This is a genomic window from Bacillus sp. FSL W8-0629, assembly GCF_038593225.1.
GTDB classification, from domain to species: Bacteria; Bacillota; Bacilli; order Bacillales; family Bacillaceae; genus Bacillus; species Bacillus altitudinis.
Genome location: NZ_CP151975.1, coordinates 425,692 through 448,463 on the forward strand (window position 1 = coordinate 425,692; position 22,772 = coordinate 448,463).

General features: G+C 41.3%; 19 protein-coding genes. 9 read left to right on the forward strand and 10 right to left on the reverse strand.

Features of this window, described 5'->3' with window-relative positions:
• Position 1: 1 nt before the first annotated feature.
• Positions 2 to 742, forward strand: a complete 741-nt coding sequence (locus tag NSQ17_RS02085; RefSeq protein WP_024720177.1) for an alpha/beta fold hydrolase — start codon at positions 2 to 4, stop codon at positions 740 to 742.
• A 79-nt stretch (positions 743 to 821) separates the two neighbouring features.
• Here the strand turns inward: NSQ17_RS02085 and NSQ17_RS02090 are convergent, their stop codons facing one another.
• The 3 genes from NSQ17_RS02090 to NSQ17_RS02100 form a co-directional block, all read right to left on the reverse strand.
• Positions 822 to 1,514 carry an ABC transporter ATP-binding protein gene (locus tag NSQ17_RS02090; RefSeq protein ID WP_041091079.1) on the reverse strand — a complete coding sequence of 231 codons (693 nt, stop codon included), beginning with the start codon at positions 1,512 to 1,514 and terminating at the stop codon, positions 822 to 824.
• A gap of 8 nt (positions 1,515 to 1,522) precedes the next feature.
• Positions 1,523 to 2,857: a hypothetical protein gene (locus NSQ17_RS02095; RefSeq protein WP_235672216.1), complete on the reverse strand. Its 1,335-nt coding sequence runs from the start codon at positions 2,855 to 2,857 to the stop codon at positions 1,523 to 1,525.
• Positions 2,858 to 3,050: 193 nt separating this feature from the next.
• Positions 3,051 to 3,977 (reverse strand): DMT family transporter, encoded by a 927-nt coding sequence (locus NSQ17_RS02100; protein WP_342467797.1) that lies wholly within the window; start codon positions 3,975 to 3,977, stop codon positions 3,051 to 3,053.
• A 131-nt stretch (positions 3,978 to 4,108) separates the two neighbouring features.
• Here NSQ17_RS02100 and NSQ17_RS02105 point away from each other — a divergent pair, with 131 nt between their 5' ends.
• Positions 4,109 to 5,446, forward strand: coding sequence for a PLP-dependent aminotransferase family protein (locus NSQ17_RS02105; RefSeq protein WP_342467798.1), 1,338 nt, complete (start codon positions 4,109 to 4,111; stop codon positions 5,444 to 5,446).
• Here NSQ17_RS02105 and NSQ17_RS02110 read toward each other — a convergent pair.
• On the reverse strand, positions 5,433 to 6,134 hold the full coding sequence (locus NSQ17_RS02110; RefSeq protein WP_045035154.1) for a 4'-phosphopantetheinyl transferase superfamily protein: 702 nt from the start codon (positions 6,132 to 6,134) through the stop codon (positions 5,433 to 5,435). The two genes, NSQ17_RS02105 and NSQ17_RS02110, sit on opposite strands and share 14 nt — an antisense overlap.
• A gap of 143 nt (positions 6,135 to 6,277) precedes the next feature.
• Between NSQ17_RS02110 and NSQ17_RS02115 the strand changes: the two genes are divergently transcribed.
• Positions 6,278 to 7,138, forward strand: coding sequence for a GyrI-like domain-containing protein (locus tag NSQ17_RS02115; protein WP_342467799.1), 861 nt, complete (start codon positions 6,278 to 6,280; stop codon positions 7,136 to 7,138).
• A gap of 25 nt (positions 7,139 to 7,163) precedes the next feature.
• Here the strand turns inward: NSQ17_RS02115 and NSQ17_RS02120 are convergent, their stop codons facing one another.
• Positions 7,164 to 7,754, reverse strand: coding sequence for a hypothetical protein (locus NSQ17_RS02120; RefSeq protein WP_342467800.1), 591 nt, complete (start codon positions 7,752 to 7,754; stop codon positions 7,164 to 7,166).
• An 85-nt stretch (positions 7,755 to 7,839) separates the two neighbouring features.
• Positions 7,840 to 8,484, reverse strand: a complete 645-nt coding sequence (locus NSQ17_RS02125) for a YitT family protein (RefSeq protein ID WP_007498187.1) — start codon at positions 8,482 to 8,484, stop codon at positions 7,840 to 7,842.
• Positions 8,485 to 9,030: 546 nt separating this feature from the next.
• Between NSQ17_RS02125 and NSQ17_RS02130 the strand changes: the two genes are divergently transcribed.
• From NSQ17_RS02130 to NSQ17_RS02140, 3 genes are all read left to right on the forward strand, one after another.
• Positions 9,031 to 13,080, forward strand: coding sequence for an isopeptide-forming domain-containing fimbrial protein (locus NSQ17_RS02130; protein WP_342467801.1), 4,050 nt, complete (start codon positions 9,031 to 9,033; stop codon positions 13,078 to 13,080).
• A gap of 6 nt (positions 13,081 to 13,086) precedes the next feature.
• A complete protein-coding gene (locus NSQ17_RS02135; RefSeq protein WP_039166256.1) occupies positions 13,087 to 13,647 on the forward strand; it encodes a class D sortase in 561 nt (186 codons plus the stop codon).
• A gap of 109 nt (positions 13,648 to 13,756) precedes the next feature.
• Positions 13,757 to 14,041 carry an AbrB/MazE/SpoVT family DNA-binding domain-containing protein gene (locus tag NSQ17_RS02140; protein ID WP_041508244.1) on the forward strand — a complete coding sequence of 95 codons (285 nt, stop codon included), beginning with the start codon at positions 13,757 to 13,759 and terminating at the stop codon, positions 14,039 to 14,041.
• A 39-nt stretch (positions 14,042 to 14,080) separates the two neighbouring features.
• Here the strand turns inward: NSQ17_RS02140 and NSQ17_RS02145 are convergent, their stop codons facing one another.
• From NSQ17_RS02145 to tcyA, 3 genes are read right to left on the reverse strand one after another with little or no spacing between them, the layout of a single operon-like run.
• The gene (locus NSQ17_RS02145; protein ID WP_007498183.1) at positions 14,081 to 14,824 is read right to left on the reverse strand and encodes an amino acid ABC transporter ATP-binding protein; all 744 of its coding nucleotides are present in this window, start codon (positions 14,822 to 14,824) and stop codon (positions 14,081 to 14,083) included.
• A 12-nt stretch (positions 14,825 to 14,836) separates the two neighbouring features.
• Positions 14,837 to 15,529, reverse strand: a complete 693-nt coding sequence (locus NSQ17_RS02150; protein ID WP_008347286.1) for an amino acid ABC transporter permease — start codon at positions 15,527 to 15,529, stop codon at positions 14,837 to 14,839.
• Entirely contained in the window at positions 15,516 to 16,331 is an 816-nt protein-coding gene (tcyA, locus tag NSQ17_RS02155) for a cystine ABC transporter substrate-binding lipoprotein TcyA (protein ID WP_007498178.1), read from the reverse strand. Before tcyA ends, NSQ17_RS02150 begins: the two co-directional genes overlap by 14 nt.
• Before the next feature lie 360 nt (positions 16,332 to 16,691).
• Here tcyA and NSQ17_RS02160 point away from each other — a divergent pair, with 360 nt between their 5' ends.
• Both NSQ17_RS02160 and NSQ17_RS02165 read left to right on the forward strand, forming a co-directional pair.
• Entirely contained in the window at positions 16,692 to 17,312 is a 621-nt protein-coding gene (locus NSQ17_RS02160) for a dienelactone hydrolase family protein (protein WP_342467802.1), read from the forward strand.
• A 330-nt stretch (positions 17,313 to 17,642) separates the two neighbouring features.
• Entirely contained in the window at positions 17,643 to 19,034 is a 1,392-nt protein-coding gene (locus NSQ17_RS02165) for an amino acid permease (RefSeq protein ID WP_047946191.1), read from the forward strand.
• Positions 19,035 to 19,078: 44 nt separating this feature from the next.
• Here the strand turns inward: NSQ17_RS02165 and NSQ17_RS02170 are convergent, their stop codons facing one another.
• Complete coding sequence (locus NSQ17_RS02170) at positions 19,079 to 20,572, reverse strand: peptide MFS transporter (protein WP_159145400.1); 1,494 nt, start codon at positions 20,570 to 20,572, stop codon at positions 19,079 to 19,081.
• A gap of 263 nt (positions 20,573 to 20,835) precedes the next feature.
• On the opposite strand from NSQ17_RS02170, the gene NSQ17_RS02175 reads away from it, so the two are divergent.
• Positions 20,836 to 22,620, forward strand: coding sequence for a right-handed parallel beta-helix repeat-containing protein (locus tag NSQ17_RS02175; protein ID WP_039166244.1), 1,785 nt, complete (start codon positions 20,836 to 20,838; stop codon positions 22,618 to 22,620).
• Positions 22,621 to 22,772 lie beyond the last annotated feature (152 nt).

Consider the following 22,772-nt stretch of genomic DNA (forward strand, 5'->3'; position numbering starts at 1 on the left):
TATGAACCAATTATTTAAAACCTTTGAAAAAAAATCAGATCTCATTCAGCTTATTTGTTTTCCTTTTGCAGGCGGATATTCCGCCTCTTACCGTCCGCTCTTTGAACAGCTGAAGGACACGGCCGAAGTGACAGCAGCAGAGCCTCCGGGTCATGGAACGAACCTCATGCCGCTTGAAACAAGCATTGACCGGCTGGCTGAATTGTATAAAGAAGGACTGACAGGCAAATTAAACCGTCCATTTATTTTGTTCGGACATTCCATGGGCGGACTTGTGGTGTACAGGCTGACTCAGCTGCTAGAAAAGGAAGGCATCGATCCGGCAGCAGTTGTCATTTCTGCCATTCAGCCACCGCAAACAAAAAGACAAATATTGACCCATTTATCGAATGAAGCATTTGTTCAGCATATCGCTGAAATGGGCGGGATTCCAAAAGAATTGTTAGAGAACAAACCAATGATGGATTACTTTACACCATCCTTACGTGCCGACTATCAAGCATTAGAATCCTTCCAGCACACAGACAAAACAATCATTGAATCACCCGTTTATTTATTGAACGGAAAGCAAGATAAGAAATGCATGGAAGACGCAGACGGCTGGCTAACATGGGCAAACGCCATCGAACGCACTGATTTCGAAGGAGGTCACATGTATATCAACACACACCTCGAGCAGTTCGCAGAACATATGAGGCATGTCATTGAGCAGACAACAAAAAGGCAATTCATCAGCCAATAAAAGAAAACAACGGCCCCGTCAAACGAGGGCCGTTGTTTTCTATAGCTGAATATCATTTTAAACGCAGAGAAACTGCTATTTAGGATAACGTTTCAAAGAATCTTTTTTCAAGCTGACCTTCATCAAATATTTCTTCGGAAGGTTTTTTTTCTGAATGAACGATTTGTCCTTCATTTATAAAAAGGATCTCGTCACATAAGTTAGCGGCAAATTGCAGGATGTGTGTAGAAAGAATGATCGTTTTATTTTGAGCCTTAAATTCTCTTAGATGTCTTTTCATAAGTGTCATATTTGCTGGGTCTAGACCGGTAAATGGTTCATCTAATAAGATAATAGATGGATTGTGTAAGGTGGTTAATATAAAAGAAATTCTCTGCCTCATCCCTCGGGATAGAGAAGAAGAGCGAATATGGGCTTGTTTTTCAAGCCCATATTTTTCTAATAAATGTTGAATCTGTTTTTTATTTAACGGTTGTTCAACTAGCATGGATTGATATTTAATCAATTCGAAGCATGTTAAGTTTTCAAAAAGTGTTGGATCATCTTCCATGTAACCGACAGTTGAAAAACCATTTGCTATATCCTTTTGTATGATCAATTCACCTTTATCTGGTGTGATCAACCCCGCGATTATTTCAAGAATGGTTGTTTTTCCAGCACCATTTTTGCCTAATAATCCAACAATTGAGCCTTTATGAAAATGTAATTCATGAATTGATATTTTGAAGTTGGACTCTGTATATTCCTTGATTAGATCATGAATTGAAAGCATACAACCCCTCACTCGAATAATGTTTTAACTGATTTGCAGTTTTTGTTAATCGTTTTATCCCAAAATAAAAACATGATGACGATGATGATCACTGTACAAACAATCATGATCGTATTTGCCGCAATAAAAGAGGCTAGGTTATATGAGGACATAACGGATAAGCCTAAAATGAAACTGAAGCAAAGGTTTAATGTTAATTTGCTCAGTGTGCTAGGAACTTGATACACATACTCCCATTTAAAATAAGGAAATAGAACAGTAGAACCAACTGTGCATACGCCTATTAAAACGCTACTAACTAACAAAGTAAATATCACATAAAAGGGGTGATCTACATTTATTGTAAAAGTAGAAAAGATAGCATATACAATACAAAAAAACATATGTAATAAAACGGATAATATCAACTTAGAGTTTATTTTGTTCTTTATAAAGTGAGGTAACCTATGTTTTAAAGGAATAATGGGACCATCAACATCAAAAGAGACATAAGATTGAAGGGCGTTAGAAATAAAAATCATAGGGAATATCACACTAAAGATAAACAAAAAATCATTTTCTATATTCAGTGTTTCGATTTGGTTTGTATGAACACCATACAGAATGAGAGTAAATAGACCACCAGATATTGTTAATATAAATAGTAAAACCGACCATTGTATTGGAGGGTTTCTCAAAAGAAGGGTGATTTCAAAAAATAAAATATGATCGAAAGATCTTGATGTTGTGTTTTGATGATTTCTATCCTTCTCATCTGAATGGAAGATAGGCGTATATCTAAGGTTCTTTTTCCAATTGATTAACAAAATAAGACTAGTAAGAAAGATCAAAGCAGTAAGCGTAAGCACCAATTGGTTAGAAAAAGGAATAGAAAATAATTCGAATTTAAAAACAAAAAACATCCAAGAAGCAATGATCCCAGTGGTGATGTATTGAATCATGGGTGTGATTGAAAAGAATCTAGGTCTAGTAAGAAGTAATAATAAGTTCAATCTAAGTAAATATCCGAATAATAACGAGCTAATGCCTAAGGCCCCAAGAATAAAAGAATGATACAAAGCATGTGTGTTTAAAATCATGCAGAAAGAACCTAAAAAAAAGCATATAAAACCAATCATGACACCGAAAAATTTACTCATATCTTTCCCAAAAATATATTGATCCATATTCAATTTCAGGATGGCCATTTGTTTTTTATCTGAAGAAAATAAGATTCGCATAAGACTTTTATCAAGGTGAATCGTTGTTAAAAAAATGAAAAAAGAGATGTAGATGATTGATACGTTTTTGACAAAAAACGCAAGCAGTCCACCTAGGAAGAGTGGTGCTAGTATGTAGTTCATCGCAAATAACACATATAAATAAGGTCTGTTACGTTGATAGCCTCTTAACTCGTTGAGGATCAATATCTTTGTAAATACTATAAATATATGCACTCATAACACGTCCATTTTAGTTTGTATAATAAGGAAAGGTTCTCTCTCCTTATTATACAAAAAAATACAAGACAATAAATGGTTTTGTTGTTAGTTTTGTCTAGTTCTTCTGTGTTGAATTCCCCTTCCTCACCACATTCCCGCCAATCACTCCGCCAATGACGAGCACAGCCCCGATGAGGTGAACCATATCAATCGTTTCATGTAAAATAAGCACGCCAGCGGCAATGGTAATGAAAGCAGAAAGATTGTTAAAGATACTCACCTTTGCTGCTTCAAGGTGGGAAAGAGCATAGTTTGATAAATACGCTGTGAGCAGTGAAGAGAGAATGCCTAAAAAGAGCATAGACCATACAAAGGATGGCTGCGTAAACGGACTAAAAAACTGCGGTAGTGTAGCATTTACCGAGTGCCGAATGAGAGCAGCAGCATTAAAGAAGACAAATCCAAAGAATGTCATCACGAAAGTCAGTTCAATGACATGGAATCGCCGTGTCATCACCCTGGCAAATACGCTATAGGCACTGGATGATAAGGCTGAAAGTAAGATCAGCACATAACCAATGAGATGAGAATGTTTCACATCAATTCCCTTCACCACAAAGAGGAGCATCACCCCGGACACAGAAAGAATGGTAAACAGCACTTGAATCGAGGTAGGACGTTCCTTTAAACACCATGCTGCAAGCACCATTGTCAAAATAGGGATGGTCGCCTGAATAATGCCGGCCTCTGATGAAGAGGTGAACATCAGCCCCCACACTTGAAATGCAAAAAACAACACAGGATAAAGCAAGGAAAATGGCACAATGTAAATGAGATCACGCCATTGAATGGAAAAACGGTACTTTTTTCGTAAAAATGGAAATAACAAAAGAGCCGCTGCGAAAGAAACGGTAAATCGGTGTGCCAATACATCAATCGGATTCGCTGATGCTAAGGCTACTTTGACAAACAAGAATGAAAAACCAATAATACAGGCGTATGCGATCGAAGAAGCATACGCTTTTTGTTTTGACATATCCATCAGAATTCTCCTTACACGAGCATGCATGCTTCAGTTGAATTGACCGGTTCTGTCTTTTTATCGTAAACGGATCAAGTAAAGTGTACAATAAGAGTTATTGATATCTGTACCGGTACAAGGAGGGTAGTACTGTGAGGAAATATGATCAGCTTGTGTTGAATATAAAAAACAAAATCGAGAGCGGTGAATACAATGCTGGAATGAAAATTCCATCCATTCGTCACTTAGCGGCTCAATATGCTGTGAGCAAAAGCACTGTCATAAAAGCACTAGACACATTAGAGCGTGAACACTTGCTGTACTCTGTAGAAAGAAGTGGCTATTTTGTCGTGAAAACCAATCAGTCAGCCGTTAAGAAGGGTAGCACATGGATTGATTTTGCTTCCTCTGCGCCTGATCCCATTGTGTTTCCGTATGTCGATTTTCAGCACTGCATCAATCAAGCGATTGATCTGTATCAAAATGATTTATTTATCTATGGCACCACCAATGGATTACCATCTTTACTGCCAATCATTTCAAAGCGTTTAACGGATTATCAAGTGTTTGCCTCTCCAGAACAGATCGTCATGACTTCTGGTATTCAGCTGGCTTTATCGATTTTAAGCACCATCCCGTTTCCAAATGGAAAACAGACCATATTGGTCGAACAGCCAGGCTATCACCTATTCCTCCAATACTTAGAGAAAAACCAGCTACCTGTCCGGGGAATCCAGCGGACGGAAAACGGACTCGATCTTCAGGAATTGGAGCGTATCTTCCGAGAGGAGGATATTCGCTTTTTCTATACGATGCCAAGATTTCAAAACCCGCTTGGAACGAGTCTGTCGAAACAAGAAAAAATAGCGATTGCAGCCCTTGCCGAAGCATATGATGTCTACATCGTTGAAGACGATTATTTGGCTGATTTAGAATTCGATACAAAAAGAGACCCGATCTATTCATATGATCAGGCGGGGAAGGTCATTTATTTAAAAAGCTTCTCAAAAATCATTTTTCCGGGGCTTAGAACAGGTGCTGTCATCTTACCAAACGAGCTGATTGGCCCCTTTAGTGAACATAAACGGCTTATTGATATCGACAGCTCGATGCTCTCGCAGGCTGCTTTAGAAATTTATTTGAAAAGCGGGATGTTTGAGCGTCATAGAGAAAGGATGCAGGCGACCTATAGAGCTCGATCCAAACAACTTGTGGCCTGTTTGAAAAATGATCAAGGCGCTTATGAGCTGGGAGAAGAGGAGCCAGCTACCCATACCCACGTTCGTGTCGACCGGTCCATTCCGATGAATCAGCTCATTCAGCAACTAAAAAAGGCTTCTGTGATGGTTCAGCCGATCGACCGCCATTTCATTTCTACTTATCAAAAGGAGCCTATACTTCAGCTGAACATTTGGCATGTAAAAGAAGAGGAAATCGCACGAGGCGTCGATTTGCTAAAGTCATCACTTCAACAAATCACACGTTATTAAGGCGAGACAGCATGTTCTCACAAGTGAGTATCTCGACGTGCTCAGCCGCAGCGGGTTTTCTTGTACAAACCGCCATTTGGTAGGCAGGATCAAGCGAATATGTTTGGACAACGCAAGGGGCTTCGTGATCAGGTAATCTCAAAGTAGCCTGTCCATCCTTTGACAAGCGAGCGGTAAAGGATGAGAGACCATAGGATATTCCCTTCCCTGTCAGCTTGATAAAAGCCTCCTTCATGGACCATAAATGAAAGAAATAGGCTTCCTGCCGTTCTGCCGGCTGTGAGAGTAAATCTTGATATTCGTCAGCTGAAAAAAATCGTTTGGCAATGGCTAAATCAATCGGTTTAATCTCTTCAATATCAATGCCAACAGGCGCATCATCTACTGCGCCCACGACCCAATCACCAGAGTGAGAAAGATTAAAATGAAAAGAAGGAATTTGCCGGACAACAGGCTTTCCATTCCCTTCTGTTTCAAAAATGATCTGTTCCATAGGCAGTGCGTACATCTCATGAATGATGTGACGAATCAGTACCTCACCTAAAAGCGTTCTTCTTGCATCGATCAAAAAACGAAAGCGCTCAGCGGCGGCGCGTTTTTCAAGTGATACAAAAGGCTTCAGCTGTTCTATTTGTTTTCGTGCATTTTTATCATCTAAAGGTTGTAATTGAATAGCGAAAATCTTCATAACGGACCTCAATTTTTTACATTTATTGTACCATTGGATGAACCTCTGCAAAAGAGAAACAGACATCCTGTTCAATGAAAGCACAAAATGACAGGAAGGTGCGGGCGGTTCTCGATATAGTGGAAAAGGAAGGAGAGGGAAAAATGATTCACTTGATCATGGATAGTATCAATTATATGGAAGAGAGGCTGGATCAGCCTTTGCAGATTGAAGAAGTGGCAGAGGCCGCCTGTATGTCTAAATTTCATTATCAGCGGCTATTCCATATGCTGACAGGAATTGCAGTAGCAGAATATATTCGCAAAAGACGATTAACCCTTGCGGCAGAAGAATTCATGACCAAGCAAGTGAAAGTCATTGATGCGGCGGTGAAGTATGGCTATGAAACCCCAGAGTCGTTTGCGAAAGCCTTCAAGCGGCATCACGGATATACACCGGCAGCAGTGAAAACAGGCGAGTATACAGTGAAAGCCTACCCCCGTCTCTCCTTCGAACTTCAAATAAAAGGAGTCGAACCGATGCATTATCGAATTGTGGAAAAGGATTCATTTTCAATCATGGGCAGAAGACTAAAGACAACAACAAAGAATAGCCAAAACAAACAGGATATTCCCGCCTTTTGGAAGCGTGTCAATCAAGAAGGATGGACGGATTCACTGGCTCATGCAACTGGAGAACTCGGATATATCGGTGTATGTGCGCATTTTGATGAAACGCTTGAAACATTTGACTATATCATTGGGATTGAGCAAGGTGAGGAAGAACCAGATTCGACCATGACAGTCGAGCAGATTCCGGCCAGTACGTGGGCTGTATTTCAGGCAAAGGGGCCTGTCGAAACCGCTGTGCATTCAACATGGACACGTATTTTCACAGAATGGTTTCCTGCCTCAGGATATGAGCATGCTGGGGGAATGGAGATGGAAACGTACCCTTTAGATGGAGAGATACATTCTCCAGATCATGTGACATTGATTTGGATTCCAATCCGTAAACAATCATAAAAAAGGCAGCGTATCTCGCTGCTTTTTATCCTTGTTTGAGGACGTGAACACCGTTTGGATCGGTCGTATTCATCCCATGAGAATCCATCATCTTCACTTCAAGTAAAGAGAGACGTTCTCCCTTTTTCCAATGAATAGGTTGTGTCAAACCGTCCAGCGACTGATCGACCGCAGGTGTATGAGTCAAATCAGGTACTGCGATCGTCATCTCGGCAATTGCTTCTTCACCAGTTTCAATCACATCTGTCCGCCGCTGCAATTCAAGCCTTAAGCGCATCGGTGTAGAAAGAAACGTTCTTCGCTCCCCGGTCTGGATTGCCCAGTTTCTCTTTTGCGCTTGTACCAGCAACTGATCATATTCATCATCAGTCACTAGAAAGCCGATGTGATCAAAAAGGACTTTCTTACTATAACCAAATGTGATATTGATCTGTCCCTTTCTCATCTCAATGATTCGGAAAGACTGCTTCTTCTCTCTAAAATCATCCCATGTCAGCGGAGGGGGAAAGGAACCTTCCTTTGCGAAACGCCCCTTTACTTCAAAGCCTAATGAAGTGTACGCCTGCTCCGTCTCCTCAACAAATGGTGTCCAGTAATGATAATGGAAAAGCTGCATCAGAGGATCATCTCCTGTTTTAAGAATATTTCGTCTATTTAGTTTAGCACTAAACAAGCCATTCTTTTAGTAGAATGGCTTGTTCTTATCGGGTAAGGGTTTGAACAGGTTTCTCCGCTGTTTTTGTAATGAGCAGCTGCAAGAGCCGTGTCGATTGTGGCAATGAAAAACGAAGGACGAGTCCAGTAAAGATGGCTGTCAGAATCGTTCCAATGCCAATCGGGCCGCCGAGCATCCATGCAAATAGAAGCACGGTTAACTCAATACCATTTCGAACCCACTGTACGTTCAGCCCTGTTTTTGCTGAGATGAGCAGCATTAATGAATCCCTTGGCCCGGCGCCAAGATTAGCTGAGACATAAATGCCAACGCCATACCCAGACACAATCACGCCCGTAATAAATACATATAAAGCAGGTAAATACCCATGTGGTGCAGGTAATACTGCATTAAAGAAATCAATAAACACGCCAATCAGCACCATATTGAGAAGGGCGCCGATCTTTGGAAAAGATTTCGTGAAAACAGATGTCAGTGTCACAATCAGTGCACCAATAATGATCGACCATTGTCCAATGGTTAAACCAAAATGCTGAAACAGTCCATAATGAAAAGCGTCCCACGGACCAATGCCAAGGATCTTTCCCTTCACTGTCAGCGATAGTCCAAAAGCAAGTACAATCAATCCAACAAAATAAAAAAACCAACGTAAAAGATGTTCCCGCTTCAAAAGCTTTCCCTTCTTTCTTAAACACTCGATTTCAATCGTAACATACTCGCACGCCCCTTTAAATGGCTTTGCTCAATTGTAATCGCTTACTCGATAAAAAGAATTTTTTCCATAAAAAGAGCAGGAAACATCAAATTTTGGAGCAAGACTTTTGCCTTGTTTTTTTTAACAAAGTGAACCAATAATTAACAATTTTTATGAAAATAAGAAAAAAATTCAATATAAAATGACAAAAAAACAACCTTTATCCAATTAAAGAATATTCAAGATAAATTAGAATAGATTGTATGTAAATTGCGCCGTTAGGCCTGTTTTTATTGGTAGATAAAATATTTAATACACGATAAAAAAACTCGTTTTATTGGAAAAAACATAGATGGATCAGATGTCGAAAGCTGTATATGACAAAAGGGCTATTTTTGTCGAAAATAGTCTTTTAGTCATGTTGAGGGTTCTGAAATGTTACTGATATTCTTTACCAAAGTGTGGGAGGTGAACTGGTACATACCATTATGATTTAGAGCAGGGAAAAGGGGATGTCAAAAAATGAACATATTAAAAAGAACGAGTCAATTATTTCTAATATTGGTGCTGATTGCTGGGAATTTATTAACAGTTTCGCCACCTGTTACGAAAGCCGCTGGGACAGTGGTTGTCAATAACGCAGATTCCTACATGATTGGAAATGGGAAGTTAGTTCTTTATCAGCTTGATGGGCAAAATCCAACAAACGTAAAGGCTAGTGTACAGGTGAAGGGAATTAATTCGACTGTAGTGAACGGTGTTGCTGTGAATGATCAAGAAAACACTGTGTATGCAACTACGACAGCAAGTGGAGAGCCAGTTCTTTATAAAATAAATGCGACCACTGGACAAGCAGAGCGTGTAGGTGTTTTAGGCGGAAGAGCGCCTAATGCCGTTGTTTATAACGGTAAATATATTCATTCGTATGCGGTTGATGGAGAACCCTACCTTGCAACGTACGACTTAGCAACTGGTCAAAAAACGGCCAAGAAAATTGTCGGTTATGACGTTGGTCCTGGCATTGGCGGAGACATTGGCGGAGACCTTGTCGTCGATAAGGATGGCTATCTTTGGTTCGCATCTAATACCAGTGGGTCCATTGCGCAAATGAATCCTGAAACAGCTGAAGTCATTCGAGTGATTCCAATCACAAATGCAGATGGTAAACCGATTGAGGGAGGAGTACGAGGAATTAGCTTTTTGCCAAATGGACAAATGCTATTACAATCAGGAAAAGATGACTCTATTGGTCATTCTACTCTTTTTACACTTGATGCGAAAACATTAAGTACAACATATATGGGCACTGTAGGTGATTCATTATCTTACGACTTAGCTTCAAGGGTGAAGCCTGAATTCGATCCATATCCTCCTAACCTTGAATCAGAAAAATCTGTTACTTTACAGAAAAAAGCAGAAGGCAACACAGATGAAAAGCATCCAGAAGTAGGCGACACTTTGCTTTATACAATTAGAGCAAAAAATACGGTGCAATTCGGCATTCTTAAAAATCTGATCATATCAGATAATCTTCCGAGCAGCTTAACCTATGTTTCTGGATCTCTTAAGGTAGATGGCACAAGCGTAACAGATGCAAAGGATCAAGACAAAGGTGATTTTACAAACGGTACTGTGACAGGTCAAATAGGTGATGTGAAAGACACCGATTGGCACACTGTGACATTTGAAGCGAAAGTAGCAAAAGGGCAAGCGGGTAAAGATATTCAAAATACAGCGAATGTCAAAGGGGAAAACACACCGCCAGACAATCCAACAACAAACATAGAAATTTATCCTCGTGATCCGAAGCTTGAATCAGAAAAATCAGCGGTCTTACAGAAAAAAGCAGATGGGAATACAGATGAGAAACACCCAGAAGTAGGGGACACATTGCTGTATACCATTCAAGCCCGTAACGCTATTGAAGATAGTGTAATAGAAGACCTTGTGATTTCTGACAAGTTACCTCAAGGATTATCTTATGTACCAAATTCACTTCAGGTAGATGGAAATCCGGTCACAGATGTAAAAGATGACGACAACGGTGATATGACAGATGGAACTGTCACTGGAACGTTCGGTGAAGTGAAAGATACGAAATGGCATACCGTGACGTTTGAAGTCACAGTTGAAAAAGGCCAGGCAGGCAAAGATATTCAAAATACAGCGAGTGTCACAACCGGCAACACACCGCCAGACGAGCCGACAACGAATGTAGAGATCTATCCTCGTGACCCAAAGCTGACTTCTGAAAAATCAGCGGTCTTGCAGAAAAAAGCAGATGGCAATACAGATGAGAAGCATCCAGAGGTCGGTGATACACTTCTTTATACGATTAAAACAAAGAATACGATAGAAGACAGTCTCGTTGAAAATTTAGTGATCTCAGACGAACTGCCGGAAGGATTAGCGTATGTGCCGGATTCACTTCAAGTGGATGGAGAGGCAGTCACTGACGCAAAGGATGACGATAACGGAGACTTCACAGATGGTACCATATCAGGACAATTTGGTGACATTCAAGATACAGATTGGCATACTGTGACATTTGAAGTGACGGTTGAAAAAGGACAATCTGGCAAAGACATTCAAAATACAGCGAGTGTCACAGGTGAAAACACACCACCAGACGATCCGACAACAAAAACAGAAATCTATCCTCGTGATCCAAAGCTAGAATCAGAAAAATCAGCGGTCTTGCAGAAAAAAGCTGAAGGTAACAAAGATGAGAAGCATCCAGAAGTAGGAGATACCCTGCTTTATACAATTAAAACAAAGAACACGATAGAAGACAGCCTTGTGGAAAATCTAGTGATCTCAGATCAATTACCAAAAGGGCTGACGTATGTCGCTGGGTCTCTTGAAATTGATGGAGAATCTGTCACAGATGTGAAAGACGACGATAGCGGAGACTACACAGATGGAAAGGTCACAGGTTATTTTGGTGATGTGAAGGACACGGACTGGCATACCGTGACGTTTGAAGTGACAGTTGAAAAGGGACAGGCTGGTCAAGACATTCAAAACACTGCCGAAGTAACAGGTGAAAACACACCACCAGATGATCCAACAACGAATACAGAAATTTATCCTCGTGAACCAAAACTAGCATCAGAAAAGACAGCGAGCATTCAGAAAAAAGCAGAAGGGAACACAGATGAAAAAACACCACAGGTAGGCGATACCCTTCTTTATACGATCAAAACAAAGAATCTTGAAGAGGACAGCATCGTCGAAAATCTCGTGATTTCAGATCAACTGCCAGAAGGTCTTGAATACGTCGAAGGGTCATTAAAAGTAGATGGACAAGCCGTCACAGATGCAAAAGATGACGACAACGGAGACTACACAAAAGGCACAGTCACCGGACAATTTGGTGATATCAAAGACACAGACTGGCATACTGTTACTTTCGAAGCGAAGGTCGCAAAAGGTCAAGCGGATAAAACCATTCAAAACACAGCAAAAGTAACAGGCGAAAACACGCCGCCAGATGAGCCGACAACCGAAACAAACATTGATCCAAGAGATCCAAAGCTTGAATCAGAAAAAACATCTGAGATCTCTCAAAAAGCAGAAGGCAATACAAATGAAAAACAAGTTCAGGTAGGCGACACCCTTCTTTACACCATTAAAACAAAAAATAGTGTAGAAGACAGTGTCATCAGAGATTTAGTGATCGCAGATCAACTGCCAGAAGGTCTTGAATATGTCGAAGGATCATTAAAAGTAGATGACCAAGCCGTCACAGATGCAAAAGATGACGACAACGGAGACTACACAGAAGGCACAGTCACCGGTCAATTTGGTGATATCAAAGACACAGACTGGCATACAGTTACTTTCGAAGCGAAGGTCGCTAAAGGCCAAGCGGATAAAACCATTCAAAACACAGCAAAAGTAACAGGCGAAAACACACCGCCAGATGAACCGACAACCGAAACAAACATTGATCCAAGAGATCCAAAGTTTGAATCAGAAAAAACATCTGAGATCTCTCAAAAAGCAGAAGGCAATACAAATGAAAAAGAAGTACAAGTAGGCGACACTCTCCTTTACACCATCAAAACAAAAAATAGTGTAGAAGACAGTGTTATCAAAGATTTAGTAATCGCAGATCAACTGCCAGAAGGTCTTGAATACGTCGAAGGTTCACTAAAAGTAGATGAGCAAGCCGTCACAGATGCAAAAGATGATGACAACGGAGACTACACAAAAGGTACGGTGACCGGTCAATTTGGTGATATCAAAGATACGGACTGGCATACGATTACTTTTGAAGCGAAGGTCGCGAAAGGATCTGAAGGTAAAACCATTCAAAATATCGCAGTTGTGAAGGGCGAGAATGTTGACGAACCAGACAAACCTGAAAACTCAACAACGGTAGTACCGCCGCATGTGCCAGAGGTGCCAGCAAATCCAGAGCAGCCTTCTCATTCAGAACCGGATACACCTGGTCATCATCTTCCGAACACTGCAACAGAGATGTACAACCTTTTACTAGCAGGATTTGCACTTGTACTAATAGGTGCATCCCTTATTGTATGGAAAAGAAGAAAAAGAAACGGATAATCGTCCATGTTTCAAAAAATCATCTCAGCTCTATTGATTACAGCAGGTATTTGTCTTGTGATTGTAGGATATATGAAAATCGTTGATGGACAAAGACAAGTAGATCAATCATTCCAGTCTGCGCAAGCAGCCATCCAGCAAAAGGGGAAAATGGATTCCTCTTTTGTGCCGGAGGCTGGTGAAACCATTGGGCTCTTGCACATTCCAAAGTTAAACGCTGAGTTACCAATTGTAGAAGGAACAGCGGCGGAGGATTTGGCAAAGGGAGTTGGTCATTATCACGAGAGCTATTTTCCTAACGAACAGGGACAAATTGTTTTATCTGGGCATCGTGATACTGTGTTTAGACGAACAGGAGAACTTGTGAAAGGGGATCAACTTGTCATAGAGCTTTCATACGGTCGGTTTACCTATGAAATTGAGAAAACAAAGATTGTGAAAAAAGATGATCAAAGTATTATTACACTACAACAGGAAAAGGAAGAACTTGTCCTCACCACATGTTATCCTTTTTCTTTCATTGGGCCTGCGCCAAACAGATATATTATATATGGGAAGCGTGTTTAGCCATTGGATCAGCCTGCAGCTCATTCTTTCATTAATCGATTAGAGCGCTTAATCCCTTGATAAACAGGGAATCTTCTATATCCTATCTAGAGATGCAGGGGGGGTCAATTTGTTAAATAAAGAAGATGTAAAGTATATAGATAACGTTGGAAGAATTGTCCTGCCGACAGATATAAGAAAACGGTTGAAAATTCACCCACAAGATTTTATTGAAATCTATCAAGAAGAAAGTCACATTGTGATAAAGCCTTATTGGCAGGATAAACCTTGTATCGTTACAGGGCAAGTCACCTGTTCCAATAAGGCGCTGTCCGGCGGTGTAGTTGTCAGCCCAGAGGGAGCGAGACTGCTCCTGCAAGATTTACTAGCGCTGCGGCTGCAAAAAGAGATATAAAAAAAGGCTGTTCTCACATGATGAGAACAGCCTTTTTGATCATACTGGATTCAAAATCCGATTTAAGAATTGTTTTGTTCGTTCTTCCTTTGGTCGTTTGAAGATTTCTTCAGGAGGACCTTGTTCAACGATGACGCCGCCATCAATAAAAATCACTTCGTCCGCCACTTCTTGGGCAAACTTGATTTCATGTGTGACAACCGCCATCGTCCAGCCTTCTTTCGCTAAATCTTTCATGACCTTTAAGACTTCTCCGACAAGCTCAGGATCTAGCGCAGAGGTGGGTTCATCAAAAAGCATAAGCTCTGGCTGAATGGCAAGTGCACGGGCAATGCCGACACGCTGCTTTTGACCGCCTGACAGCTGGAAGGGATACAAATCTTTTTTATCCTCAAGTCCTACCTTTTGCAGGAGCTGAATCGCTTCTTTTCGCACCGCTTCTTTCGGACGGCGCTGGACTTGGACTGGACCTTCCATCACATTCTCAAGAACAGTGCGATGTGGGAACAGATGATAATCTTGAAACACCATGCCTGACTTCCGGCGAAGCTTGAGCAAATCAGCTTGTTTATTTTTTTTAGAAAAATCAATCGAGAAATCATCGAAGGTAAAGGAGCCGGCATTTGGAATTTCAAGTGCATTTAAACAGCGAAGCATCGTTGTTTTTCCTGAACCTGATGGACCAAGAATCGCCACAACCTGCCCTTTGTTGATCGTAAAATCAATCGACTTTAAAATCTCATTTTCACCAAAGGATTTGTTTAAGCCTTTGACTGTTAGCATGTCGTTCCCTCCTTACCTTGCGACATATCGATCAAGTCGTTTTTCAATTTGGTGTTGAACGAGCGATAGAATGAAGCAGAATACCCAATAGATCAGGGCTGCTTCCATATAAATAAATAAAATTTGATCCAAGTTCGCCGCAGCAATTTCTTGTGATTTACGGAACATCTCTGCCACGAGGATTTGGGAGGCAAGCGATGTATCTTTCACCAAACTAATGAATGAATTAGACAGCGGCGGAATCGATACACGCACTGCCTGCGGTAAAATCACGCGGACGAGCGTTTTGCGATGGGTCATCCCAATCGAATACCCCGCTTCCCATTGTCCTTTTGGAACAGATAGGACGGATGCACGAATAATTTCCGAAGCATACGCACCTACGTTTAAAGAAAAAGCGATGATAGCACTTGGATATGGATCAAGTGTGATATTAAATGTCGGAAAGAAATAGAAAATAATAAACAATTGCACAAAAAGCGGCGTTCCGCGAACAGCCGACACATAGATAGAAAAAATCCATCTGAGCGCTTTGATTTTAGACATTCTAGCAAGAGCTGTCACAAGCGCGATAAAAAGACCAATGATAAAAGCAATGATGGCGAGGGGAATTGTATAATAAATTCCCTGCATCACCATTGGCCAAAAAGATTGCTGAAGAAGATCCCACGGAATGACGACTCCGAGGATATTATTTTGTAACATCTTCACCAAACCATTTCTTAGAAATCTTAGCGAGTGTACCGTCTTTCTTCATTTCTTTTAGTGCGCCATTCACTTTGTCAACGACTTCGCCGCTGCCTTTTCTGAAGGCAAAATACGTTTCTTGTGGATCTCCTGTTTCAAATGCAACTTTTAGGTTTTTGTTACCGCTTGTTTTCAAGTAATTCAAGACAGCCAATTTATCATTGAACGTCAAATCAGCACGCCCTTGCTGAATCAATTGAATGGATTGTGCAAGACCTTCAACCCCTTCAATTTTAGCGCCAGCATCTGTAGCTAATTTGTTGTAGTTACTTGTTAATGATTGTGCTGCTTTTTTGCCTTTCACATCAGAAAGTTTCTTGATGTCATTGTTATCTGATTTTGTCACAACAATGGCTTGAGATGTTGTGTATTTATCAGAGAAATCATATTGATTTTCACGTCCAGTTTTACCAACTTGGTTCGCTACCACATCAAAACGTTTTGAATTCAGACCAGCAAACATGCTGTCCCATTGTGTTTCTTTGAATTCTGGTTTTAAGTCAAGACGTTTTGCGACTTCTGTGATGACCTCGACATCATAGCCAGTTAATTTATCTGTCTTTTTGTCATGGAAGGTGAAAGGAGCATATGTACCTTCTGTACCGATGGTTAATACGCCTTTATCCTGAATGGACTTCCAAAGGTCACCTGATTCCTTAGACCCAGATTGTTTATTTGCGCTGTCGTTTGCAGCTGATCCACATGCTGTGATCAATGCAACACAAGCGCCTAAAATAATGGCAAAGAACATTTTTTTCATTTTATTCCCCACTTTTCTTGTTGGTATTTACAACATATGATCTTACAGAGAAGCAACCTAAAAGTAAAGCATTTGAAACTAGCTTGAGCGAATCTCACCAACTTTATGCCTTGAACTGGTTGAACGGATAAACGATAGAACTATACCCAAAACAAAAGGTGGATAAAACCAAACGCATTCTCAAACGATGATGAAGAGAGTTCGATTGATGAGAATGTGAGATAGACTACTTAATGGCAAAATATGCTATGATTTTCACATCGAAAGAAGTTTATGTGGGTGTTGATCAGTCGACTTAAATGACTTTTTAAAGTACACGATCCTCCAGTGAACAAACGGAATAAAGGGAAGTGTGATCATTTGCATACATCGAAACAAAAACCTGTCATGATTTTAGTACACGAAATATACGGAATAAATGATCATATGAAGAGTATGATCGATCATTTTGACAAAGCTGGTTTTGAGGTTTATTGTCCTCATTTATTAGGACAGGCTAAACACTTCCCTTATGCCAGTGAGAATGAGGCATATGACTACTTTATGAATAAAGTTGGTTTTGATGAATCGGTAACGATCGTATTGAATGTGGCAAAAGAGTTAAAAACGAAAAATGCAGAGAGAGACATATGTCTGATAGGTTTTAGTGTGGGGGCAAAAATTGCTTGGCAATGCAGCCAATATGATCAGTTGTTTACCGGAGTGATTGGATTTTATGGTTCACGGATAAGAGATTTTCTCGATATGACGCCTGCCTGCAATACGCTGTTATTTTTCCCGGAAGTTGAAGCATCTTTTAACCCTCGGGAGGTTGCGAATGTTTTGGAGAAAAAGGAAAAGCTATGCGTGAAAATAGTAAAGGGGCAGCATGGGTTCGCCAATCCAGATTCTACGACTTTTCACGCTGAATCTAAAAATCGCTGCTTTCAAGATATAGATGGTTTTATCAAAGAGTGTCTACAAAAGGAAAATGACTCATGACTGTTTGAAATGAGACTCGAATAGAGGGAAATGAAACCAGTGTGTCATGTAAGTTTGCATGCTGGTTTTTTCGTGCAATTCTTTTGGATATAAGGCATCCTATCAAATGATCAGAATCACCGTATAGTTGTGCGAACATTACTAAAATAAAGACTTTGTAACAGTGACGATAGAAGGAAGCATATTTATTATAAAAGATGTATAATTAGTAGGTTGTTTTGAAATTGGAATAATCACATGGAGACATGTTTTGATAACAGAACATCTTAGAAGAAGGAGGGCATCATTGTGGATGTTGGACAAAATCAGCCCGAACAATTGAAAAGGGCGATGACCTCCCGCCATTTATTTATGATTTCTCTTGGCGGTGTCATTGGGACAGGCTTTTTCCTTGGAACAGGCTATACGATTGGACAAGCAGGGCCAGTTGGAGCTGTTCTTTCCTATATAGTGGGCGGATTGATTATGTATTTAACCATGCTGTGTCTTGGAGAGCTGTCAGTCGCGCTTCCTGTGTCGGGATCGTTTCATACGTATGCGACGAAATTTGTGAGTCCTGCAGCGGGTTTTGCGGTTGGCTGGATTTATTGGCTTGGCTGGGCAGCCACCGTGGCGCTGGAATTTTTATCAGCAGGGCAGCTGATGAGACGCTGGCTTCCACAAGTGGATGTGTGGATTTGGTGTCTCATATTTGGGCTGTGTTTGTTCTTATTAAATGCCAGGTCAGCGAAAGCGTTCGGGGAGTCGGAGTTTTTCTTTTCAACCATTAAGATTGTTGCCATCTTACTATTTATTGGCGTAGGCGGAGCGGCGATGTTTGGTTTTATTCAAACGACGAGCGGGGAACCAGCTCCTTACTTTAGTCATTTTGTGAGTGACGGTCTGTTTCCGAATGGCTTGCTGGCCGTTGTCGTCACGATGATCACGGTGAATTTTTCGTTTCAAGGGACGGAGCTGATCGGGATTGCGGCAGGAGAAAGTGAAAATCCGGAGAAAACCGTGCCTCGCTCGATTCATCAGACGGTTTGGCGCACCCTTGTCTTTTTCGTTTTATCTATTTTTGTCTTAGCGGGCATGGTGCCTTGGAAAGAAGCGAGTGTGCTGCAAAGCCCATTTGTCACTGTGTTTGAGAGAACGGGCATTCCTTATGCGGCAGATATCATGAACTTTGTCATTATCATTGCTTTATTATCTGTGGCGAACTCTGGCCTATATGCCTCTACGAGAATGCTGTACTCTTTGTCGAAGGAAGGAATGGCAGGGAAGGCGTTTAGACGAGTCAATCAGCGGGGCATCCCGATGAATGCCTTACTGCTCACTTTCCTGTTTACAGGTATTTCGTTATTATCAGGATTCTTTGCAGAGAAAACCGTTTTTGCTTGGATCGTGTCAATTGCGGGCATGAGTGCCCAAACCGGCTGGATTACGATTACATTATCACAGCTGCTTTTCCGCAGAAGATATTTGAAAGCAGGCGGAAAGCTGGAAAACCTAAAATTTAAAACCCCTCTTTATCCGGCACTGCCGATCATTGCGATCACGCTTAACTCGATTGTGCTAATCAGTCTTGCCTTTGATGCGGAGCAGCGGATTGGGCTGTATGTCGGCGTACCGCTCATGATCATTGGATATGTTGTCTATCACCGTTATGTGAAAAAACATCAGGTGAAAAGTGAACCGCTCCAGTTGCAAATCCACGGAGATGATGAAATTCGGTTTTAATTCAAAAAAAGAAGCCTTCCCATTTGGGAGGCTTCTTTTTCAATTTAATGCACGCCTTTCATCGCTTTCTTAATCACCGGTGTAAGCAGGAGCATAGCGCCACATAAAATGATGGCGAGCATGCCGATGATCCCGAAATAGACGGTTTCTGGCACTTTATCAAATAGCTTGACCACTTGCGCATTGATGGCCTGTGCCATTGCATTGGAAAGGAACCAAAGGCTCATCGTTTGCGCTGAGAAGGCAGCAGGTGCCAGCTTTGTTGTCGCTGAAAGTCCAACTGGTGATAAGCAGAGCTCTCCGATCACGACGAGGAAGAAGCTTAGAACGAGCCATAATGGGCTCACAAGTGTATTCGGACCAGACATGTAGGCAGGAATGATCATGATGATAAAGGATAATCCTGCGAACAGAAGGCCAAGTGAGAATTTAATCGGGGTAGACGGCTGTTTCTTACCGAGTCTGACCCATAACCAAGCAAATACTGGTGACAGGAGCACAATAAAGATTGGGTTCAATGATTGGAACCAAGAAGAGGCTAATGTCATGCCAAGGAAATTCAAGTTTGTTCGCTGATCTGCATATGTGGCTAAAATATTTGAGCCTTGTTCTTGAATGGCCCAGAACATCACCGCAGCTAGGAACAATGGAATATAAGCGAGTACCCTCGACTGCTCCACTGCACTCGTTTTTTTACTAAAATACATCACAATAAAATAAACAATTGGAATCAGCACACCAAGGACACTGACAAACCAAGTGAATAGATTAATCGTGAGCGCTCCTGTTCGAATACCGATGACAGCAAAAACAGCAAGTACAATCACGATCAATGTACCGAAAATTTTGAAGTTCTTGCGTTCAGTAGCTGATAGTGGATTTGTGACATAAGTGCCGGCAAGTCCAAGATTCGGCTTTTTCGTGATGACAAACGTAATAAGTCCAACAAGCATACCAACGGCAGCGAGTGAGAAACCAAGGTGGAAATTCACTTTTTGACCGAGTGTTCCGACAATTAATGGGGCGATAAAACCACCCATGTTGATCCCCATATAGAAAATACTGAATCCAGAATCCCTCCGAGGATCTGTTTTTGTATACAGGTCACCGACTATGTTTGACACGTTCGGCTTTAGGAGACCTGTCCCAATAATAATCAGCCCCATACTAATAAAGAGCGCTGTTGCTCCGCTAGGCAGTGCCAAAATGACATGACCAAGCATAATGAATACCCCGCCATAAAAGACCGTACTGGACGAACCAAATACCCGGTCGGCAAGCCATCCGCCAATAATGCCTGACATGTAGACAAGCGCACCATAGACAGACATGATCGAATTAGCGGTTGTCTGGTCGAAGCCAAGACCGCCTTTTGTCACCTCTGTGTACATATAATAAATAAGCAGTGCACGCATGCCATAATAAGAAAAACGCTCCCAAAATTCAGTGAAAAACAGTGTGTAAAGTCCTTTAGGATGTCCAAAAAACCCTTTTTGAGGAACACTTTTAACAATTTTATCGTGGTCAATTGTAGACATGGCATAGATCCTTTCTTAAAAAAAGAGATATGAGAAAAATGATATTCTTGTATAGTTCTTGTGTCAATATAAAACTATTCTAAAACAGGAAAATGTTAGTTCAATAGGTGTAAAGACTCAAAAAGATGAAAAATTCGCTCAAGTGAAAATCATCGGAAAGTTATTCCAGAAGAATTTATATAAAATTTGAAATATCGTACAAGCAAACCTTTCCCACATGCATAGGATGACAAGAGGACATGTGTAAAAAGGAGGGGTTTTCATTGGGGGATGTAAATGAATCTGATCTGAAGAAACCCATTGTCAATGTATTAGACTTTGGCGTGATTGCTGACGGGAAAACGGACTGTACAGCGAAACTGAACGAATGCCTGGAATGGACAAAAGCACAGGGCTACTCCCACGTCTGGCTGCCGAGTGGAACGTATCTAATAGATGCGGTGTACAGGGGGGATCAATTTTTTCCTTTTCGTCATGCCGGCATACGAGTGCCAAGTCATATTTGTATTGAGATGGCATCAGATGCCGTTATCAAAGTGAAACCAAATGATTCGTGGGGATATGCAGCCTTTTATATAGGAGAGGTAGAGCATGTGACCATTCGGGGCGGGCGGATCGAAGGCGACCGTGATGAGCATGTGTACAAGGCACTCCCGCCAGAAAGAAAAACACATGAATGGGGCTTCGGGGTGTGTATTGAAGGTGCTTCCCATGTGAATATCGATCGTGTTCAAATCAACAATTGTACGGGAGACGGCATCATTGTCAGTCCGCACGGTTTATTGACCCATATCGAATCGTACTCGCCTGCTTCGTCAATTCATATTTCTGGCTGCACCATCACTGACTCAAGGCGAAACAATATTTCTATTACAGGCTGTGATGGTGTCATTGTGGAAGACTGTTTGCTTGAAAGGGCAGGGGTAAACGGGGTCGAGCCAAAAATGGGCATTGATATTGAAGGATACGGAGAAAATGCGACCAACTTGGAGGAACCGCTGAATATTCAAATTCGAAACAACATAGTCAGAGGCGGCGCAGCCAGCTCTATCTATAATTTCAACGGCTATGGTGTGATCATTGAAGGCAATCAAACGGACAGCAGTATCTCCTATGGCTTCGCCACTGAAATGATCATTGCGAATAATTTGATTCGTGCAGTGAGAGGGGGCGTGACAAAAGCAGGGATTACGAGCTTAGGTGTGCCGCTTGATCAATCGGAAAACAATGTGATCATTATTGGCAATATGATTGAAGGGTTTGAAAAGGGTATTGATGTGAGGGGAGACAGCGTGCACATCACAGGTAATAAAATCAGTCTTTTTGAAGATGCGGCTGTGTCTGTCTATATGGCCAATCGTATTTTAATAGAAGGAAACCATATTGAGTCAGGGACAAACACACGGCTTAGAAGTACATCGCTGCGTATTTATCAATCAGACAGCATTGTCTTTTCAAACAATACCGTCTACTCTGTCATCGATGCGGCGATGGTCAGAGGAACGAATATCTTAATTCAGCATAATCAATTCAAGGAATTCAGCCGAGGGATATGGGTGCAGGAGGGAGAAGCGGGGATCAACGGCAATCACTTTATTCAAGAAGGACATTCACAGCTCGCATCTTCGTATACAATCAGCGTGACAGGAAATGCAAAGGCTTTCATATGGCAGAATCGTTTTAAGCACTATCAAAACTATGCCGTCTACAGCAATACGACCGCTCCTTTAGAGATTAAAGACAATTCCTTTGAAGAAACGTCCTTATATGTGGTGATGTATATTAAAAATGGCTCACCCCAAATTGGTGATAACCGCTTTTATTTAAATCGTTCAATCGGACAGCCGACAGCCGTTTTTCTTGATGAGGTTGTCTCAGCACGTGTGCTGCGGAATAACATCATTAATCTCTCTCCTCAAAAAGCGATTGCCGTCCGCACCACATCTTCCACTCATTCGGTGATTGCCCATAACGTACTAGAGCGCAGTCAATTGATGACGCACTCCACGGACCGGCTCATCGGAAATATTGAAATTGATCCACCGTAACCGCCTGTAAATCCCTTTTTTTGGAGGTTTAGAAGGCGGTTGACAATCATGTAAAAAGGGCATATAGTAATAATTATTTTTCATTTTTCACAACATTTGCCCTTTTTTTATGGATAAAACCGATTAATTCAATCAGAAAAATGTATCTTGTA